Here is an 18,363-nt window from a genome sequence, read left to right as displayed (position 1 = left end):
GCTGGACAGGCGGGGAAGTATAAGCCCGTTGACAGCTTTTCCGGCATCAATGCCCGGCGGTTTTCGAGAACAGCTGGATCACGATAACGCCGCTGACGATCAGGGCCATGCCGAGCATGGCCGGCAGGTCGAGTTTCTGCCCGTAGATCACCAGGGCGGCGATGCTGATCAGGACGATGCCCAGGCCCGACCAGATGGCATAGGCGATGCCCACCGGAATGCTGCGCACCACCAGGGTCAGCATCCAGAACGCTACGCCGTAGCCACAGACCATCAGCAGCAGCGGCAGCGGCGTGCTCAGGCCCTTCACCGCCTTCATCGACGCGGTGGCGATGACTTCGGCGCAGATGGCGATGGCGAGATAGGTGTAGGCATTCATGGTCGGGCGCTCCTCTGGTGGCTCGCGCATTCTAGGGCTTGGCCAGATGCGGTAAAGTCATTTCCTATCTGCTGGGGAGATAGGCTGGATGATTCAACCGCAATGGAATCTGGAGCAGGTGCGCCTGTTCGTCGAAGTGGCCGAGCGGCGTTCGTTCTCTGCCGTGGCAAGGGTCGCGGGGCGGGCGCAGTCGGCGGTGAGCAATGCCATCGCGATGCTGGAGGCTGATCTCGGCCTGACCCTGTTCGAGCGCAGCAGCGGGCGCCAGCCGCAGTTGACCGAGGCGGGGGCGGCGTTGCTGGAGGATGCCCGGGAGTTGCTGCGCCAGTGCGAGCGCCTTGAAGGGCGGGCGTCGGCCTTGATGCGCGGGCAGGAGCCGCGCTTGCGTCTGACCCATGATGAAGCGATGCCGTATCAGCCGGTGGTCGAGAGCCTGGACGAGCTGTCGCGGCAGTTTCCGCTGCTCGAAGTGCAGATGGCCAGCAGCGCCCAGGGCGATGTGGCGCGGCAACTGGTGGAGCGGCGGGCGGACCTGGGCTTGATGTTTCACCATGAGCAGGTGCCCGATGCCCTGGAGCGGCGGGTGCTGGGCAGTATCGAGATGGTCACGGTGTGTCCGGTGGGGCATCCGTTGGCGGAGGTCGGGCGGGTCAGTTGCGAGCATCTGGCGCGGCACCGGCAACTGTTGGTCAATCCGCGGGACAGTGGCTATGCCGGAGGGGAGCCGGCCAGCCCGCTGGTGTGGCGGGCGGACAGCTTCTATGTGATGGCCGAGCTGCTGCAGCGCGGGCTGGGCTGGGCCTGGTTGCCGCGGCATGTGGTGCAGTACCCGGCTTATCAACAGCAGATGGTCGAGCTGGATTGCGAATGGCGGCCGCCGGCGCTGGTGGTGGAACTGGCCTGGCGTCGGGATGAGCCTTTGGGGCCGGCGGCGCAGTGGCTGGCTGAAAGGTTTGCGGTGCATCTGCGGGAGATGGGTTGATCCTTGCGGCCTCATCGCCGGCAACGCCGGCTCCCACTGGTTGGGTGAGCACCGCTGGACTTGTGGGAGCCGGCGTTGCCGGCGATAGGGCCCTCAAGGGCAACATGGAAGCATTGCCGATTGCTTCCTTGTAAACTCCCGCGCCATGAACAGAACTCTCTATACCCTGCTGTTTCAACTGGGCCTGCCGCTGGTTGCGCTGCGCCTGTTCCTGCGTGGGCGCAAGGCGCCAGCCTATCGCGAGCGCATCGGCGAACGCTTCGCCTTCGGCCTGCCGCCGCTGAAACCCGGTGGTATCTGGGTCCATGCCGTGTCGGTGGGCGAAAGCATCGCCGCCGCGCCGATGATCCGTGCGCTGCTGGAGCGTTATCCACAGCTGCCGATCACCGTGACCTGCATGACCCCCACCGGCTCGGAGCGGATCCGCGCGATGTTCGCCAACGAGCCGCGCATCCAGCATTGCTACCTGCCCTATGACCTGCCCTGGGCGGCGGCGCGTTTCCTCGACAAGGCCCGGCCGCAGTTGGGGATCATCATGGAAACCGAGCTGTGGCCGAACCATATCCACCAGTGCGCCAAGCGCGGGATTCCGGTGGCCCTGGCCAATGCCCGGTTGTCCGAGCGCTCGGCCCGTGGCTATGCGCGCTTCGCCGGTCTGACCCGGCCGATGCTGGAAGAGATGAGCCTGTTCGCGGTGCAGACCGAAACCGAGGCCGAGCGCTTCCGCCAGTTGGGCGCGCGGCCGGCGACGGTGCAGGTGACCGGTTCGATCAAGTTCGACCTGAAGATCGACGAGCAACTGCTGCCCCGTGCTCGTGAGCTGCGTGGACAGTGGGGCGCGACGCAGCGGCCGGTGTGGATTGCCGCCAGTACCCATGATGGCGAGGATGCGCTGATCCTGGCGGCGCACAAGCAGTTGCTGGCGGTTCATGCCGATGCCCTGCTCATCCTGGTGCCGCGCCATCCGGAGCGCTTCGACGCGGTGCATCAGCTGTGTGCCGAGCAGTTCGCCACCGTGCGCCGGTCGGCTGGCACGGCGGTGGACGCTCAGACCCGGGTGCTGCTTGGCGATACCATGGGCGAGTTGCTGTTCCTCTATGCCCTGGCCGATATCGCCTTTGTCGGCGGCAGTCTGGTCGCGACCGGCGGGCATAACCCGCTGGAGCCGGCGGCGCTGGCATTACCGGTGATCATGGGGCCTCATGTGTTCAACTTCCTGGAAATCAGCGCGATGTTGCGTGAGGCCGGGGCGTTGGCGCAGGTCGATGATGCCGAGGGGCTGGCGACTGAGGTGAGGAGATTGATCGAGTTGCCGCAGGATGCGCGGAAGATGGGCGAGGCGGGGGTGGCGGTGATGCGGGCCAATCAGGGGGCATTGCAGCGTTTGCTCGATGGTGTCGGGGCTTTGATTCGGTAGAGACTGTTATGCCGCTATCGCTGGCAAGCCAGCTCCCACAGGGTTCGGCAGCGACGCGGACACTGTGGGAGCTGGCTTGCCAGCGATGAGGCCCCTACGGTCGACCTTCGAAATTGGCCTTGGCCGCCGCCGCCAGGTCCGGTGGCAGGAAGTCCTTGTCCGGGTTGTAGTCCGCCTTCAGGTACCGCCCCAGATCCTGCAGGTCCTGCGGGCTCAAGGTCCCCGCCGCCTGCTTCAGGCGCAGGTTGTCGAGGATGTAGTCATACCGGGTGTTGTTGTAGTCACGCACCGAGGTGTACAGCTGGCGCTGTGCATCGAGCACATCGACGATGTTCCGGGTCCCCACCTGATAGCCTATTTCCGTGGCTTCCAGCGCACTCTGGTTGGAAATGATCGACTGCTTGCGCGCCTGCACCTGCTCCACATCGGTGTTCACCGCACGGTGCAGGTTGCGGGTGTTCTCCACCACCTGGCGACGCAGGCTTTCACGCTGCTGCTCGCTCTGGCTCAGGCGCTGGTAGGCCTCGCGCACCTGCGAGCTGGTCAGGCCACCGCTGTAGATCGGGATGTTCAACTGCAGGCCGATACTGGTCTGCTCCACGTCGCCACCATAGCGCTGCCCGGTGTAGTTCGGGTTGCTGAAGCCGAGGCTGTCGTTGTCACCCTTCTGGTAACGCGCCACCGCATCCACGGTCGGTGCATGCCCGGCCTTGCGCTGGCGCAGGGTTTCCTCGGCGGCCTGCACGGCGTGGTTGGTCGCCTGCAGGTTGAGGTTCTGCTGGGTCGCCGTGTCGACCCAGGCCTTGGCATCGTTGGGGGTTGGCACCTGCACCGGCAGGGTGTGGACGATGCCCTGGATCGAGTTGTAGTCGCGGTTGGTCAGGGTCACCAAAGCTTCGAAGGCATCGGCCACGCGGCGCTCGGCGATGATCCGGTTGGCCCGGGCGGTGTCGTAGCTGGCCTGGGACTGGAGCACGTCGGTCTTATCCGACAGGCCGACGTCGAAGCGCTCGTTGGACTGGTCGAGCTGGCGCTTGAACGCCGCTTCCTCGGCTTTGGTCGAGGCCAGGTTGTCCTGGGCGCGCAGCACCGCGAAGTAGTTCTCGGCACTTTGCAGGATCAGGTTCTGTTCGGTGGCCGACAGTTCAAGGGCCGCCTGCTCGTTGACCGCTTCGGCCGCCTGCAACTGGAACCAGCGGTCGGCGCGGAAGATCGGCTGGGCCAGGGTCGCGCTCCAGGTATTGCCACTGCGGCTGGCGGTGACCGAAGGCTGGTCGACACTGGTCCGCGTGTTCATCATCTCGGCGCCGGCGGACAGGTTCGGCAGCAGGCCGGCGCGGGCCTGGGGCACCACTTCACGGCGGGCACCGTAGTCGGCGCGGGCGGCGGCGAGGTCGGCGTTGTTGTTCACCGCCTCGTTGTAAACGCTGACCAGGTCGGTTTTGCTCGACAGCGGCAAGTCTGCTGCCCAGGCCAATCCGTTGGAAGCACAAGACACGGCAAGCGCCAGTGAAAGTTTGCGCAGCATAGGGCGGTCCTTGAACGAAGTAGGTAATTCTGAACTTGCGAGTGTAGTTGCGCAGGCACTTTGCAACAATCTGACATTTGCGCCATTTGTCACGCTTGCGCCAGGAGGGTTGGCGTTTGGGCTGACTCCAGTCTAGACTGCGCACGTTCTTGTCGGGGTGCCTTGCGTTGAGGCTGAGATCGGAAATTCCGGATCCCGTTGAACCTGATCAGGTTAGCGCCTGCGTAGGGAACAAGATTGCTCGCTTCCCGCGAGCCCTCTTGTGCCGGGTCCGGGAATGTCGAGTCAGCCTCACAAGGCCGCCAGACACCCCCGCATTCGGCACAGCACCGCCCAAGGTGCATTCTCCGTGTCCCCATCAGGTTCGCTCCGACATCCAACCCGTCTGGAGAGCCTGTGATGAGCAAACAAGAAAAATACCCGTCCAACCTGAGCGAGTCCGCCCAGGTCGACCAGCAGTCCGTGCAACCTTTCACCCGTTCGCGCAAGGTCTATGTCGAGGGCTCGCGCCCGGACATCCGCGTGCCGATGCGGGAAATCAGCCTCGACGATACCCCGACCGATTTCGGTGGCGAAGCCAACGCCCCGGTGCTGGTCTATGACACCTCCGGCCCGTACACCGACCCCAACGTCGTCATTGACGTGCGCAAGGGCCTGGGCGACGTGCGTTCGGCCTGGATCGACGACCGTGGCGACACCGAGCGCCTGGCCGGCCTGTCCTCCGACTTCGGCCAGCAGCGCCTGAACGACGCCGAGCTGACCAAGCTGCGCTTCGCCCACGTGCGCAACCCGCGCCGGGCCAAGGCCGGCGCCAACGTCAGCCAGATGCACTATGCGCGCAAGGGCATCATCACCGCCGAGATGGAATACGTCGCCCTGCGCGAAAACATGAAGCTGCAGGAAGCCCGCGCCGCCGGCCTGCTCGACCAGCAGCACGCCGGCCACAGCTTCGGCGCGAGCATTCCCAAGGAAATCACCGCCGAGTTCGTCCGCGAGGAAATCGCCCGCGGTCGCGCCATCATCCCGGCCAACATCAACCACGTGGAGCTGGAGCCGATGATCATCGGCCGCAACTTCCTGGTGAAGATCAACGGCAACATCGGCAACAGCGCCCTGGGTTCCTCGATCGAGGAAGAAGTGGCCAAGCTGACCTGGGGTATCCGCTGGGGCTCGGACACGGTCATGGACCTGTCCACCGGCAAGCACATCCATGAAACCCGCGAGTGGATCATCCGCAACTCGCCGGTGCCGATCGGTACCGTGCCGATCTACCAGGCCCTGGAAAAGGTCAACGGCGTGGCCGAGGACCTGACCTGGGAGCTGTTCCGCGACACCCTGATCGAACAGGCCGAGCAGGGTGTGGACTACTTCACCATCCACGCCGGCGTGCTGCTGCGCTATGTGCCGCTGACTGCCAAGCGGGTCACCGGCATCGTCAGCCGTGGTGGTTCGATCATGGCAAAATGGTGCCTGGCGCATCACAAGGAGAACTTCCTCTACACCCACTTCGACGAAATCTGCGAAATCATGAAGGCCTACGACGTCAGCTTCTCGCTGGGCGACGGCCTGCGTCCGGGTTCGATTGCCGACGCCAACGACGAAGCGCAGTTCGGCGAGCTGGAAACCCTCGGCGAGCTGACCAAGATCGCCTGGAAGCATGACGTGCAGTGCATGATCGAAGGCCCGGGCCATGTGCCGATGCAGTTGATCAAGGAGAACATGGACAAGCAGCTGGAATGCTGCGACGAGGCGCCGTTCTACACCCTCGGCCCGCTGACTACCGACATCGCCCCGGGTTATGACCACATCACCTCCGGCATCGGTGCCGCGATGATCGGCTGGTTCGGTTGCGCCATGCTTTGCTACGTCACGCCGAAGGAGCACCTCGGCCTGCCGAACAAGGATGACGTGAAAACCGGGATCATCACCTACAAGATCGCCGCCCACGCGGCGGACCTGGCCAAGGGGCATCCGGGCGCGCAGATCCGCGACAACGCCTTGAGCAAGGCGCGTTTCGAATTCCGTTGGGAAGACCAGTTCAACCTGGGCCTGGATCCGGACACGGCGCGTGCGTTCCACGACGAGACCCTGCCGAAGGACTCGGCCAAGGTCGCGCACTTCTGCTCGATGTGCGGGCCGAAGTTCTGCTCGATGAAGATCACCCAGGAAGTCCGCGAATACGCCGCCAACCAGCGCATCGACGTGGTGGATGTGGCGGTCGAGGACGGCATGCGCGAGCAGGCCGAGCGGTTCCGCCAGGAAGGCAGCCAGTTGTACAAGAAAGTCTGAGGTAAACCGGGGCCGCCTAGGCGGCCCCAATCGCTGGCAAGCCAGCTCCCACAGGGGCCGCGGTGCATGCGGTCCCTGTGGGAGCTGGCTTGCCAGCGATGAGGCCCTCGAAACCAATAAAAAACTCCTGCCGAGACCACCGTCGTGTCCCTACCCAGCAACTACTCCCCCGATTCCCCCGTCCCCGGCCACCAGCGCATCTTCGGTGCCCGCGACCTGTTCTCCCTGTGGTTCTCCCTCGGCATTGGCCTGATGGTCCTGCAGACCGGCGCGCTGCTGGCGCCGGGCCTGGGGCTGGCCGGGTCGATCCTGGCGATTGCCCTGGGTACCCTGGTGGGCGTCCTGTTGCTGGCCGCCGTGGGCGTGATTGGCAGTGACACTGGTCTCTCGGCCATGGCCGCCCTGCGCCTGAGCCTGGGCAGGCACGGCGCTTCGTTGCCGGCGGTGCTCAACCTGCTGCAACTGATCGGCTGGGGCTCCTTCGAAATCATCGTCATGCGCGACGCCGCCAGCCTGCTCGGCGCGCAGTCCTTCGGCGAGAACAGCGCCTGGAACAGCCCGCTGCTGTGGACCCTGTTCTTCGGCGGCCTCGCGACCCTGCTGGCCGTCAGCGGCCCGCTGACCTTCGTCCGCCGCATCCTGCGCAAATGGGGGATCTGGCTGTTGCTCGGCGCCTGCCTGTGGCTGACCTGGAACCTCTTCGCCAAGGCCGACCTGGCTGCGCTGTGGGCAAAAGCGGGCGATGGCACGATGTCCCTGGCGGTGGGCTTCGATATCGCCATTGCCATGCCACTGTCGTGGCTGCCACTGATCGCCGACTATTCGCGCTTCGGCAAGCGCGCCAGCCGGGTCTTCGGCGGCACGGCGCTGGGCTTCTTCATCGGCAACTTCTGGCTGATGAGCCTGGGCGTGGCCTACACCCTGGCATTCGCGCCGAGTGGCGAGGTCAATGCGTTGTTGCTGGCGCTGGCGGGGGCGGGCCTGGGGATTCCGCTGTTGCTGATCCTGCTCGACGAATCGGAAAACGCCTTCGCCGATATCCATTCGGCGGCGGTGTCCAGCGGCCTGCTGCTGCGCTTGAAGGTGGAACACCTGGCCCTGGCGATTGGCGTGGTCTGCACCCTGATCGCCTGCTTCGCGCCGCTGGCGCAGTATCAGAACTTCCTGCTGCTGATCGGCTCGGTGTTCGCGCCGCTGTTCGGCGTGGTGCTGGTGGATCACTTCCTGCTGCGCCGTCGCCGCCTGCCGGCGCAGGTCGGTTCACTGCACTTTGGCGCCTTGCTGGCCTGGGCCGGTGGCGTGGCCACCTACCACCTGCTGGCCAACTACGCGCCGGACATCGGCGCCACCCTGCCGGCGTTGCTGCTGGCAGGATTGCTCCACGGCCTGTTCAGCTTCAGCCGCGGCCGGGAAACAGTTCCGGCTTGATCACGCCGTTCAGGCGCGGGTAGGGGATCTTCAGTTCGACATGGCCCATGGCGTAGGGCGCAATGGCGTACACGTCGTACTTGAGCACCACCGCGCCGTAGGTCAGGGCGATGTTCGGGGTTTTCTGGAACGGCCAGTTCTTCACGAATTCCGGGTCCTGGTCCATCTTCGTCGCGATCAACCAGCCACGGTGGGCTTCTTCCGCGGTTTTCCAGAACGTCTCTTCCTGGCCCGGGACCAGCATGTCCTGCAGGGTCAGGACCTTATCCTGCTGGCGCGACCAGTTGATGAAGGCGCGGCCAGGGTTGCCATGCGCGCCGCCGGTGTCCAGGTAGCTGGACAGCTCGATGATCACCAGTCCGTCATGCTGCTCGCGTACCTTGGCTTGCAGGTAGCTGCTGTTACGGCTCTGCGCCGAACGCAGGAAGCTCTCTTCATAGGCCTTGAGCGAGGTCGGCAGCGGTCCGCCGTCGGCGGTGAACTGCAGCAGGCGCCGCTCGATCAGCGCATCCAGTTGCGGCTGGGCCGGGAAGTGCAGGGTGTCGATGTTCACCAGCGGGCAATCGCTGGCGCTGCAACCGGGCTTGATGTGTTCCCAGGCCTCGCGCTTGACCTCCAGCGGCTTGCGCATATTCGGCTGGAAAACGCTCTGGCACGCCCCCAGGACTAGGGCCAGTAGAGCCACGGTGGTCAGTTTGACAAGCGTCATGATGATCCTTCTGGAACGACGGTAATCGGCCTTGGACCGCCAGCATGGCAGTCGGTTCGCCGCTAATCTTGATTAGACGGGCGGTGCCTATCCTCGCAGTCCTTGGGTTGACTTGAAAGAGGGTGAAAGCCGAGGGTACGCGGGGTAGGATGGCGCGAAGTTGCAAGTGAGGTAGCGAGGACTTCCATGACAGACAAGCTGAATTCCGTTCCAACAGCCGTCGAGCTCGTCGACCGCGAAACCTGTTTCCAGGGTTTCTATCGGCTCGACCGGATCCGCGTGCGTCATGAGCTGTTCGCCGGCGGCATGAGCCGCGAGATCAAGCGCGAGCTGTTCGTGCGTCACGACGCGGTGTGCGTCCTGCCCTACGACCCGCAGCGCGACGAAGTGGTGCTGATCGAGCAGTTTCGCGTCGGCGCCATGGACAAGACCGGCAACCCCTGGCTGGTGGAGCTGGTCGCCGGTCTGATCGACAAGGACGAACGACCGGAAGAAGTTGCGCACCGCGAGGCGCAGGAGGAAGCTGGGCTGAGTTTCTCCTCGCTGTGGCCGATGACCCGGTATTTCCCGTCTCCCGGTGGCAGCGACGAGTTGGTCCATCTGTACCTCGGTCGTTGCAGCAGCGAGGGGGCTGGCGGGCTGCATGGCCTGGAAGAAGAGGGTGAAGATATCCGCGTGCGGGTCTGGGGTTTCGACGATGCCCTGCAAGCCGTGCGCGACGGGCAGATTGCCAATGCGGCGACCATCATCGCCTTGCAGTGGCTGGCCCTGAACCGCGATGAAGTCAGGGGGATGTGGTCGTGAATCTTGTGCGCGAACGCTATCGGGTCGATCTGGTTGGCTTGCAGGCTGCCTGCGAGGCGAACTATGCACGCCTGATGCGCTTGCTCCCGGATATGCGCACCTCCCTCGATTCGCGGCGCATCGGCATGACCCAGGGCGACCAGATGCTCGGCGTACTGACCCTGGAAGTGGTGCTGGCCTGCCCCTACACCACCACCTTGCGGGTGCGCCAGGAGCACAGCCTGCCCTGGCTGCCGGTGCCGCAACTGGAAGTGCAGGTCTATCACGATGCGCGCATGGCCGAAGTGGTCAGCGCCGAACATGCCCGGCGTTTCCGTAGCATCTACCCCTATCCCAACGCCGCGATGCACCAGCCGGACGAGAAAGCCCAGCTCAATCTGTTCCTGGGCGAATGGCTGAGCCATTGCCTGGCCTGCGGTCACGAACTCGAAGCGGTTCGCTGAAATGTGACGGCGGTCGTGGTGCCGGTTTGATCCGCCGATTCTTCCCCACCATAATCGTGCAGGATTTCCTCAAGGAGACGGCCCCTTGCCGCACGCCAACCCCGCATCCAGTGCCCCGGTTCGTCTGGTGCAGCTTTCTGACAGTCATCTGTTCGCCGATGGCGAGGGTTCGCTGCTGGGCATGAATACCCGTGACAGCCTGCAGCGGGTCATCGACCTGGTGCTGGCCGAGCAACCGCATATCGACCTGATCCTGGCCACCGGCGATCTGTCCCAGGACGGTACCGAAGCGTCCTACCGACATTTCCGTGATATGACCGCCGTGCTCGGCGCGCCAACCCGCTGGCTGGCCGGCAACCACGACGAGCCGCTGCCGATGGAACGCGTCGCGGCAGGCACCGACCTGCTGCAGCAGGTCACCGATATCGGCAACTGGCGGGTGATCATGCTCGACTCGTCGATTCCCGGCAGCGTGCCGGGGCGCCTCGAAGCAAACCAGCTGCACGTGCTCGACCAGGCCCTGAGCAGCGCCGGCGGCCGTCATTGCCTGGTGTGCTTCCACCATCAGCCGATTTCCATCGACTGTGCGTGGATGGCGCCCATCGGCCTGCGCAATCCTGAAGCGCTGTTCGAGACGATCAAGCCTTATCCACAGGCGCGGGCCTTGCTCTGGGGACATATCCATCAGGAATGGGACCAGCACCTGGATGGTCGGCGCCTGCTGGCGTCGCCGTCCACCTGCATCCAGTTCGAACCGCGCAGCACGGACTTCAAGGTTGACGAGCAGCGCCCGCCCGGTTACCGCTGGCTGGCGCTGCATGATGATGGACGGCTGGAGACCGGTGTCTCGCGCCTGAGCGATTTTGCCTTCAGCGTTGACTACGGCAATGGCTACTGAAGCATCGCGCAATCTCTAAAGCTGAATCATTTCCCGCTTATCAGGCTAAACTGCGCGTCTTTGTGCCCGCCACTGGCGGGCGCTCCAGGAACTCCGGGGGGCGGAATGTCGGGCTCGATCCTTTACATCCATGGTTTGAACAGCGCGCCGAGCTCGATGAAGGCCAGCCAGTTGCTGGCAGTGATGGAGCGCATCGGCCTGGCCGGGCAACTGCGCGTGCCGGCCCTGCATCACCATCCGCGCCAGGCCATCGCACAACTGGAGGCGGGTATCGCCGAACTGGGCCGGCCATTGCTGGTCGGTAGTTCCCTTGGCGGCTACTATGCGACTCATCTGGCCGAGCGCCACGGGCTGAAAGCGTTGCTGATCAACCCGGCGGTCAATCCGCACCAGTTGTTCGACGGCTACCTGGGCACCCAGACCAACCACTACACCGGCGAAACCTGGGAACTGACCCCCGATCATGTCGAGGCCCTGGCCGGGCTGGAAGTCCCGCCGCCCGTGGACGCCGAGCGTTACCAGGTGTGGTTGCAGACCGGCGACGAAACCCTGGATTACCGCCGCGCCGAGCGCTTCTACCGGGCCTGTGCCCTGCGCATCGAAGCCGGTGGCGACCACAGCTTCCAGCGCTTTGCCCTGCACCTGCCAGCCTTGCTGAGTTACGCGGGTATTGATGCGAAGACGTATCAGGACCTGGATTTTTCTGTATTTTGATTGCCTATTTTCACCCACGAATGACGACGAGAACCCATGGCCAATCCCAGCGCTAGCGCCTATAACGCAGACGCCATCGAAGTCCTCTCGGGCCTTGACCCGGTACGCAAGCGTCCGGGCATGTACACCGACACCAGCCGCCCCAACCACCTGGCCCAGGAAGTCATCGACAACAGTGTCGACGAAGCCCTGGCCGGCCACGCCCGTTCGGTGCAGGTGATCCTCCACGCCGACCACTCCCTGGAGGTCAGCGACGACGGTCGCGGCATGCCGGTGGACATCCACCCGGAAGAGGGTGTGTCGGGGGTCGAGCTGATCCTCACCAAGCTGCACGCCGGCGGCAAGTTCTCCAACAAGAACTACCAGTTCTCCGGTGGTCTGCACGGCGTCGGCATCTCGGTGGTCAACGCCCTGTCGACCCAGGTGCGGGTGCGGGTCAAGCGCGATGGCAACGAGTACCAGATGACCTTCGCCGACGGCTTCAAGGCCAGCGAGCTGGAAGTCATCGGCAGCGTCGGCAAGCGCAATACCGGTACCAGCGTGTATTTCGCCCCGGATCCGAAGTACTTCGACTCGCCGAAATTCTCCGTCAGCCGCCTCAAGCACGTGCTCAAGGCCAAGGCCGTGCTGTGCCCGGGCCTGTCGGTGACCTTCGAGGACAAGAGCACCGGCGAGAAGGTCGAGTGGCATTACGAGGACGGCCTGCGTTCCTACCTGGTCGACTCGGTCAGCGAGTACCTGCGCCTGCCGGACGAGCCATTCTGCGGCAGCCTGGCCGGCAACAAGGAAGCCGTGGACTGGGCCCTGCTATGGCTGCCGGAAGGTGGCGACAGTGTCCAGGAAAGCTACGTCAACCTGATTCCCACCGCCCAGGGCGGTACCCACGTCAACGGCCTGCGCCAGGGCCTGCTGGATGCGATGCGCGAGTTCTGCGAATTCCGCAACCTGCTGCCCCGTGGCGTCAAGCTGGCGCCGGAAGACGTCTGGGAGCGCATCACCTTCGTCCTCTCGATGAAGATGCAGGAGCCGCAGTTCTCCGGGCAGACCAAGGAACGCCTGTCGTCCCGCGAGGCCGCGGCCTTCGTCTCCGGCGTGGTGAAGGACGCCTTCAGCCTGTGGCTCAACGCGCACCCTGAACTGGGCATGCAACTGGCCGAGCTGGCCATCAGCAACGCCGGTCGCCGCCTCAAGGCGAGCAAGAAGGTCGAGCGCAAGCGCGTCACCCAGGGCCCGGCGCTGCCCGGCAAGCTGGCCGACTGCGCGGGCCAGGATCCGATGCGCGCCGAACTGTTCCTGGTCGAGGGTGATTCCGCAGGCGGTTCCGCCAAGCAGGCGCGGGACAAGGAATTCCAGGCGATCCTGCCGCTGCGCGGCAAGATCCTCAACACCTGGGAAGTGGACGGCGGCGAAGTCCTCGCCAGCCAGGAAGTGCACAACATCGCCGTGGCCATCGGCGTCGATCCGGGCGCTGCCGACCTGACCCAGTTGCGCTACGGCAAGATCTGCATCCTCGCCGACGCCGACTCCGACGGCCTGCACATCGCGACCCTGCTGTGCGCCCTGTTCGTCCAGCATTTCCGTCCGCTGGTCGAGGCCGGTCACGTCTACGTGGCGATGCCGCCGCTGTACCGTATCGACCTGGGCAAGGAAATCTACTACGCCCTCGACGAAGCCGAGCGTGACGGCATCCTCGACCGCCTGGTGGCCGAGAAGAAGCGCGGCAAGCCGCAGGTCACCCGATTCAAGGGGCTCGGCGAGATGAACCCGCCGCAACTGCGCGAAACCACCATGGACCCGAATACCCGGCGCCTGGTCCAGCTGACCCTTGATGACTTCGAGAAAACCCGCGAGATGATGGACATGCTCCTGGCCAAGAAACGCGCGGGCGACCGCAAGTCCTGGCTGGAAAGCAACGGCAACCTGGCCGAGGTCATGGCTTGATCCGTGGTTTGCTGGCGGCACTGCTGACCCTGGTCGCGGTGCCGGCCATGGCCGATCCGTGGCCGGAACTGACCATGCTTTCGGAGCACCCGGTCGAAGGCATGCGCGGCGGCAACCTGTCGGGTCTGGCGCAGTGCAATGGCGCCCTGTGGACTGTTTCCGACCGCGACGACGATCTGATCTACAAGCTCGATACCGCCAGCCACGTGTGGCAGGCGCTCGGCCAGCCGCTGGCGGCGCCGGCGGTGCCGGACCCCGGCTTCCCGCTGGGCCTGCGCTCGCGGCAGTGGGCGGCTTCGCTGGTGCGCGGCGGCGATCTGGATTTCGAAGGCATCAGCTGTGACGCGGCCGGCAACAAGTACATCGTCAGCGAAGCCCATGCCGCCGTACTGGAAGTACCCGTGGAAGGCGAGCCGAACTGGCTGAAGATCGATCCGGCGATGATTCGCCAGGCCCGGGCCAGCGGCATGCTCCTGCATTTCAATGCCTTGTTCGAAGGCCTGGCCGTCAGTCCGGCGGGCGACCGCCTGTGGCTGGCGGCCGAGCGCGAGCGTCGCGGGCTGCTGCTGGTCAACCGCAAGCAAAGCACCTGGACCTGCGGCGACGCCTGCGTCCTGCTCAGCGAAGCCGGCACGGAAATGCAGCCGGACCAGTTCCCCAAGGCCCGCGAGGTGTCCCGGGACTTCTCCGACCTGGCGCTGTTCGAGGGCAAGCTGTTCACCCTCGAGCGCAATGCCTACCGCATTTGCCGGCGTGACGCCCAGAGTGCGCAGGTGGAGCGTTGCTGGTCCTTTGCCGGCGAAGCGCTGACCGAACAGCGCCAATACAGCCAGCCCTACGGCCTGGCCGAAGCCCTGGTGATCGACGCCGAAGGCGCCTGGATCGGCATCGACAACAACAACGGCACCCGCGCCGATGGCGAGGATCGCCCGATTGTCTGGCGCTTCGCTGCGCCGAAAGGCGGCTGGAGCGCGAAGAAATGAGCCAGACCCCGGGCCAGCGGATCGGGCGGGTGTTCATGGTTCTGGCCTGGGCGGCCGGACTGTTCCTGGCCACGCGCTTTTTCGGCGCGTGGGAAGACAAGCAGGCCAACCCCAACAGCCAGGTCACCTCGCAACACGGTGACGGCTTCGTCGAAGTGCGCCTGCTCGGCAACGGCCAGGGGCATTTCGTCGCCGATGGCCTGATCAACGGCCAGGCCGTGCATTTCCTGCTGGATACCGGCGCTACCGACGTGGCGATTCCCGAGCCCCTGGCCCGGGACTTCGGTCTCGAGCGCGGTGCACCGGTCACGGTCAGCACCGCCAATGGCCGCGCAGAGGGTTATCGCACCCGTCTGGACAGCGTGCAACTGGGCGATATCCTGCTGCGCGACGTGCGCGCCCTGGTGGTCCCGGGGCTCGACGGCAGCCAGGTATTGCTGGGCATGAGTGCCCTGAAACAACTTGAATTCACCCAGCGCGGCGGCACCTTGCTGCTGCGCCAGACCTTGAACTGATGAGGCCCGCATGAGCGACTCCCTTGATCTGAGCCTCGATGGCGTAGAGCGCCGGTCACTGGCCGACTTCACCGAACAGGCCTACCTCAACTATTCCATGTACGTGATCATGGACCGCGCCTTGCCGCATATCGGCGACGGCCTGAAGCCGGTGCAACGGCGCATCGTCTATGCCATGAGCGAACTGGGCCTGGATGCCGACTCCAAGCACAAGAAATCGGCGCGTACCGTCGGTGACGTGCTCGGTAAATTCCATCCCCACGGCGATTCGGCCTGCTACGAAGCCATGGTGCTGATGGCGCAGCCGTTCAGCTACCGCTACACCCTGGTCGACGGCCAGGGCAACTGGGGTGCGCCGGACGATCCGAAGTCCTTCGCGGCCATGCGTTACACCGAGGCGCGGCTTTCCCGTTATTCCGAAGTGCTGCTCAGCGAACTGGGCCAGGGCACGGCGGACTGGGTGCCGAACTTCGACGGTACCCTCGACGAACCTGCCGTTTTGCCGGCACGTTTGCCGAATATCCTCCTTAACGGCACCACCGGCATCGCCGTGGGCATGGCCACCGACGTACCGCCGCACAACCTGCGGGAAGTCGCCAGCGCCTGTGTGCGCCTGCTGGACGAGCCGAAAGCCACCATCGAGCAGCTTTGCGAGCATATCCAGGGCCCGGACTATCCGACCGAAGCGGAAATCATCACCCCGCGTGCCGAACTGCTGAAAATCTACGAAAGCGGTCGCGGCTCGATCCGCATGCGCGCCGTCTATCGCATCGAAGACGGCGATATCGTTGTCACCGCGCTGCCGCACCAGGTCTCCGGGGCCAAGGTGCTGGAACAGATCGCCGCGCAGATGCAGGCCAAGAAGCTGCCGATGGTCACCGACCTGCGTGACGAGTCTGACCACGAGAACCCGTGCCGCATCGTGATCATCGCCCGCTCCAACCGGGTCGACCTCGATGAACTGATGCAGCATCTGTTCGCCACGACCGACCTGGAGTCGAGCTACCGGGTCAACGTCAACATCATCGGCCTCGATGGCCGGCCGCAGTTGAAAAACCTGCGGACACTGCTGCTGGAGTGGCTGGAGTTCCGGATTGCTACCGTTCGTCGGCGCCTGAAATTCCGCCTCGACAAGGTCGAGCGCCGCCTGCACCTGCTGGACGGCTTGCTGGCCGCCTTCCTCAATCTCGACGAAGTGATCCACATCATCCGCACCGAGGACCAGCCCAAGCAGGCGCTGATTGCCCGTTTCGAACTGACCGAGATCCAGGCCGACTACATCCTCGAAACCCGTCTGCGCCAGTTGGCGCGACTGGAAGAGATGAAGATCCGCGGCGAGCAGGAAGAACTGCTGAAAGAGCAGGCCAAGCTGCTGGCTCTGCTGGGCAGCGACACCAAACTGCGCAAGCTGGTGCGCACCGAGCTGATCAAGGATGCGGAAACCTACGGCGACGACCGCCGGTCGCCAATCGTTGCCCGTGCCGAGGCCAAGGCCCTGTCGGAAAACGAGCTGATGCCGACCGAGCCGGTGACGGTCGTTCTGTCGGAAAAAGGCTGGGTGCGTTGCGCCAAGGGGCACGATATCGATGCCACCGGGCTGTCCTACAAGGCCGGTGACGGTTTCAAGGTGGCGGCGGCGGGGCGTTCCAACCAGTTCGCCGTGTTCATCGACTCCACCGGGCGCAGTTATTCGGTGGCGGCCCACACCCTGCCTTCGGCACGGGGCCAGGGCGAACCCTTGACCGGTCGTCTGACGCCGCCGCCGGGCGCGGCCTTCGAATGCGTGCTGCTGCCGGATGACGACGCCCTGTATGTGATCGCGTCCGACGCGGGTTATGGCTTCGTGGTCAAGGGCGAGGACCTGCAGGCCAAGAACAAGGCCGGTAAAGCCCTGCTCAGCCTGCCCAATGGGGCCAAGGTGCTGGCACCACGGCCGGTGGCGGACCGCGAGCAGAACTGGCTGGCGGCGGTCACCACCGAAGGTCGCCTGCTGGTGTTCAAGATCAGCGACCTGCCGCAACTGGGCAAAGGCAAGGGCAACAAGATCATCGGTATTCCCGGGGATCGGGTAGCCAGTCGTGAAGAATATGTCACGGACATGGCCGTACTCTCCGACGGGGCGACCCTTGTATTGCAGGCCGGCAAGCGTACCCTGTCACTCAAGGGTGAAGACCTGGAGCACTACAAGGGCGAGCGCGGGCGCCGGGGCAACAAGCTGCCACGGGGCTTCCAGCGGGTCGATGCGTTGCTGGTCGACGCTCCCGAGTAAGGCAAATACACGCCCGGAAACGGTAATTTCCTACACGTTCCGGGCGTAAATACTGGAGTCAGGCCGTATTTTCGCGGATGATAGCCCCCCTGTGGCGCCGGCGTGGCCGGGTGCCCGACTGAATTCATGAGTATCACTGCGGTGCCGTGTGGTGGCCGCCTGGATGGGATGATGACTTTTCTGCGCCTTCCATTTGTTCTTCTGCTGACCGGCGTTCTCGGCCTGGCAGGGTGCAGCATGCACCAGCCGGTCGCGCTGTATCAGCTCGACAGTGGCGAGCCGGGCCAGCCAAAGCAGGCGGCCGGCATGTCGGTGGTGTTGGGGCCGGTATCGGTTGCCGACTACCTGCAACGCGAGACTTTGCTGCAGCGTCAGACCGACGGCAGCCTGACTGCGGCGACGGACGGTCGCTGGGCGGGCAGTCTGTCGGCGGATATCGATCAGTTGCTGGTGCGTCAGCTGGCCTGGCGCCTGGATAGCCAGCGTGTGGTTTTGGCGCCGGCCAATGCCGGCTTCAATCCGGATGTGCAGGTGTTGCTGTCGATCACCCGCCTGGATTCCGGGGCTAACCAGCCGGCGATCCTCGATGCGCAATGGCGCTTGCTGGACCGTCGTGGCCAGGTGCGGGATAACCGTATCGTCCACCTTGAGCAGCCCCATGCGGGTAGTTCGGCGGCACAGGTTCAGGCCCAGGGCCAGTTGCTGCAGAAGCTGGCGGAACAGCTGAGCACTGCGCTCAAGCCGCTGGCCAACCAGCCAGCGCTGGCGGAAGAGGCCCCGGCGAAAAAACCGGCGGCACCGGTGCAGGTGCGCAAGGAGCCGGAGAAGCCGAAGATCCCGATGGCTTCGCCGATTCGTACCGATATGGAAGTGTTCCGGTTCTGATCTGAACCCAATAAAAAAAGCCCGCAGTGATGCGGGCTTTTTTATTGGGGGCTGGAAACTGCATAGTCTGTTCTGGCCTCATCGCTGGCAAGCCAGCTCCCACAGGTTCTGTGGTCTGCCACAAGATTTGTGCTCGACGCAGACACTGTGGGAGCTGGCTTGCCAGCGATGAGGCCATC

Annotated in this window: 16 protein-coding genes and 1 riboswitch; of the genes, 13 read left to right on the top strand and 3 right to left on the bottom strand. The window is 64.6% G+C overall.

Features of this window, described 5'->3' with window-relative positions:
• Positions 1–46: 46 nt before the first annotated feature.
• A complete protein-coding gene (locus PSEMO_RS20515) occupies positions 47–379 on the bottom strand; it encodes a DMT family transporter (RefSeq protein ID WP_075804799.1) in 333 nt (110 codons plus the stop codon).
• Positions 380–470: 91 nt separating this feature from the next.
• On the opposite strand from PSEMO_RS20515, the gene PSEMO_RS20510 reads away from it, so the two are divergent.
• Positions 471–1,361 (top strand): LysR family transcriptional regulator, encoded by an 891-nt coding sequence (locus PSEMO_RS20510; RefSeq protein ID WP_086937248.1) that lies wholly within the window; start codon positions 471–473, stop codon positions 1,359–1,361.
• Between the two features lie 145 nt (positions 1,362–1,506).
• Entirely contained in the window at positions 1,507–2,778 is a 1,272-nt protein-coding gene (gene waaA / locus PSEMO_RS20505) for a lipid IV(A) 3-deoxy-D-manno-octulosonic acid transferase (RefSeq protein WP_075804797.1), read from the top strand.
• A gap of 94 nt (positions 2,779–2,872) precedes the next feature.
• On the opposite strand, the gene PSEMO_RS20500 is transcribed toward waaA, so the two are convergent.
• Complete coding sequence (locus PSEMO_RS20500) at positions 2,873–4,306, bottom strand: TolC family outer membrane protein (RefSeq protein ID WP_075804796.1); 1,434 nt, start codon at positions 4,304–4,306, stop codon at positions 2,873–2,875.
• Between the two features lie 143 nt (positions 4,307–4,449).
• Positions 4,450–4,554: riboswitch (TPP riboswitch) on the top strand.
• A gap of 151 nt (positions 4,555–4,705) precedes the next feature.
• On the opposite strand from PSEMO_RS20500, the gene thiC reads away from it, so the two are divergent.
• Positions 4,706–6,595, top strand: a complete 1,890-nt coding sequence (gene thiC, locus PSEMO_RS20495) for a phosphomethylpyrimidine synthase ThiC (RefSeq protein WP_075804795.1) — start codon at positions 4,706–4,708, stop codon at positions 6,593–6,595.
• A gap of 144 nt (positions 6,596–6,739) precedes the next feature.
• Positions 6,740–8,023, top strand: a complete 1,284-nt coding sequence (gene cytX, locus PSEMO_RS20490) for a putative hydroxymethylpyrimidine transporter CytX (protein ID WP_075804794.1) — start codon at positions 6,740–6,742, stop codon at positions 8,021–8,023.
• Here the strand turns inward: cytX and PSEMO_RS20485 are convergent.
• Positions 7,992–8,732 (bottom strand): RsiV family protein, encoded by a 741-nt coding sequence (locus PSEMO_RS20485; protein WP_075804793.1) that lies wholly within the window; start codon positions 8,730–8,732, stop codon positions 7,992–7,994. The two genes, cytX and PSEMO_RS20485, sit on opposite strands and share 32 nt — an antisense overlap.
• A 186-nt stretch (positions 8,733–8,918) precedes the next feature.
• On the opposite strand from PSEMO_RS20485, the gene PSEMO_RS20480 reads away from it, so the two are divergent.
• The 9 genes from PSEMO_RS20480 to PSEMO_RS20440 all read left to right on the top strand — a co-directional run bounded on the left by PSEMO_RS20480 (position 8,919) and on the right by PSEMO_RS20440 (position 18,184).
• The gene (locus PSEMO_RS20480) at positions 8,919–9,536 is read left to right on the top strand and encodes an NUDIX domain-containing protein (protein WP_075804792.1); all 618 of its coding nucleotides are present in this window, start codon (positions 8,919–8,921) and stop codon (positions 9,534–9,536) included.
• Complete coding sequence (locus PSEMO_RS20475; protein WP_075804791.1) at positions 9,527–9,979, top strand: DUF1249 domain-containing protein; 453 nt, start codon at positions 9,527–9,529, stop codon at positions 9,977–9,979. The genes PSEMO_RS20480 and PSEMO_RS20475 overlap by 10 nt, the downstream gene beginning before the upstream one ends.
• Positions 9,980–10,064: 85 nt before the next feature.
• Entirely contained in the window at positions 10,065–10,877 is an 813-nt protein-coding gene (gene cpdA, locus PSEMO_RS20470) for a 3',5'-cyclic-AMP phosphodiesterase (protein ID WP_075804790.1), read from the top strand.
• A gap of 105 nt (positions 10,878–10,982) precedes the next feature.
• A complete protein-coding gene (locus tag PSEMO_RS20465) occupies positions 10,983–11,591 on the top strand; it encodes a YqiA/YcfP family alpha/beta fold hydrolase (RefSeq protein WP_075804789.1) in 609 nt (202 codons plus the stop codon).
• 36 nt (positions 11,592–11,627) lie between these two features.
• Positions 11,628–13,532, top strand: coding sequence for a DNA topoisomerase IV subunit B (gene parE, locus PSEMO_RS20460; protein ID WP_075804788.1), 1,905 nt, complete (start codon positions 11,628–11,630; stop codon positions 13,530–13,532).
• Positions 13,529–14,515 carry an esterase-like activity of phytase family protein gene (locus PSEMO_RS20455; RefSeq protein ID WP_075804787.1) on the top strand — a complete coding sequence of 329 codons (987 nt, stop codon included), beginning with the start codon at positions 13,529–13,531 and terminating at the stop codon, positions 14,513–14,515. Before parE ends, PSEMO_RS20455 begins: the two co-directional genes overlap by 4 nt.
• Positions 14,512–15,030: a retropepsin-like aspartic protease family protein gene (locus PSEMO_RS20450; RefSeq protein ID WP_075804786.1), complete on the top strand. Its 519-nt coding sequence runs from the start codon at positions 14,512–14,514 to the stop codon at positions 15,028–15,030. The genes PSEMO_RS20455 and PSEMO_RS20450 overlap by 4 nt, the downstream gene beginning before the upstream one ends.
• A 10-nt stretch (positions 15,031–15,040) precedes the next feature.
• Positions 15,041–17,299 (top strand): DNA topoisomerase IV subunit A, encoded by a 2,259-nt coding sequence (parC, locus tag PSEMO_RS20445; protein ID WP_075804785.1) that lies wholly within the window; start codon positions 15,041–15,043, stop codon positions 17,297–17,299.
• Positions 17,300–17,470: 171 nt separating this feature from the next.
• Complete coding sequence (locus PSEMO_RS20440) at positions 17,471–18,184, top strand: PqiC family protein (protein ID WP_075804784.1); 714 nt, start codon at positions 17,471–17,473, stop codon at positions 18,182–18,184.
• Positions 18,185–18,363 lie beyond the last annotated feature (179 nt).

The sequence above is a fragment of the Pseudomonas putida genome (genome assembly GCF_001941965.1).
Classification (GTDB): Bacteria; Pseudomonadota; Gammaproteobacteria; order Pseudomonadales; family Pseudomonadaceae; genus Aquipseudomonas; species Aquipseudomonas putida_L.
This window is presented reverse-complemented; position numbering and strand designations above follow the sequence as displayed.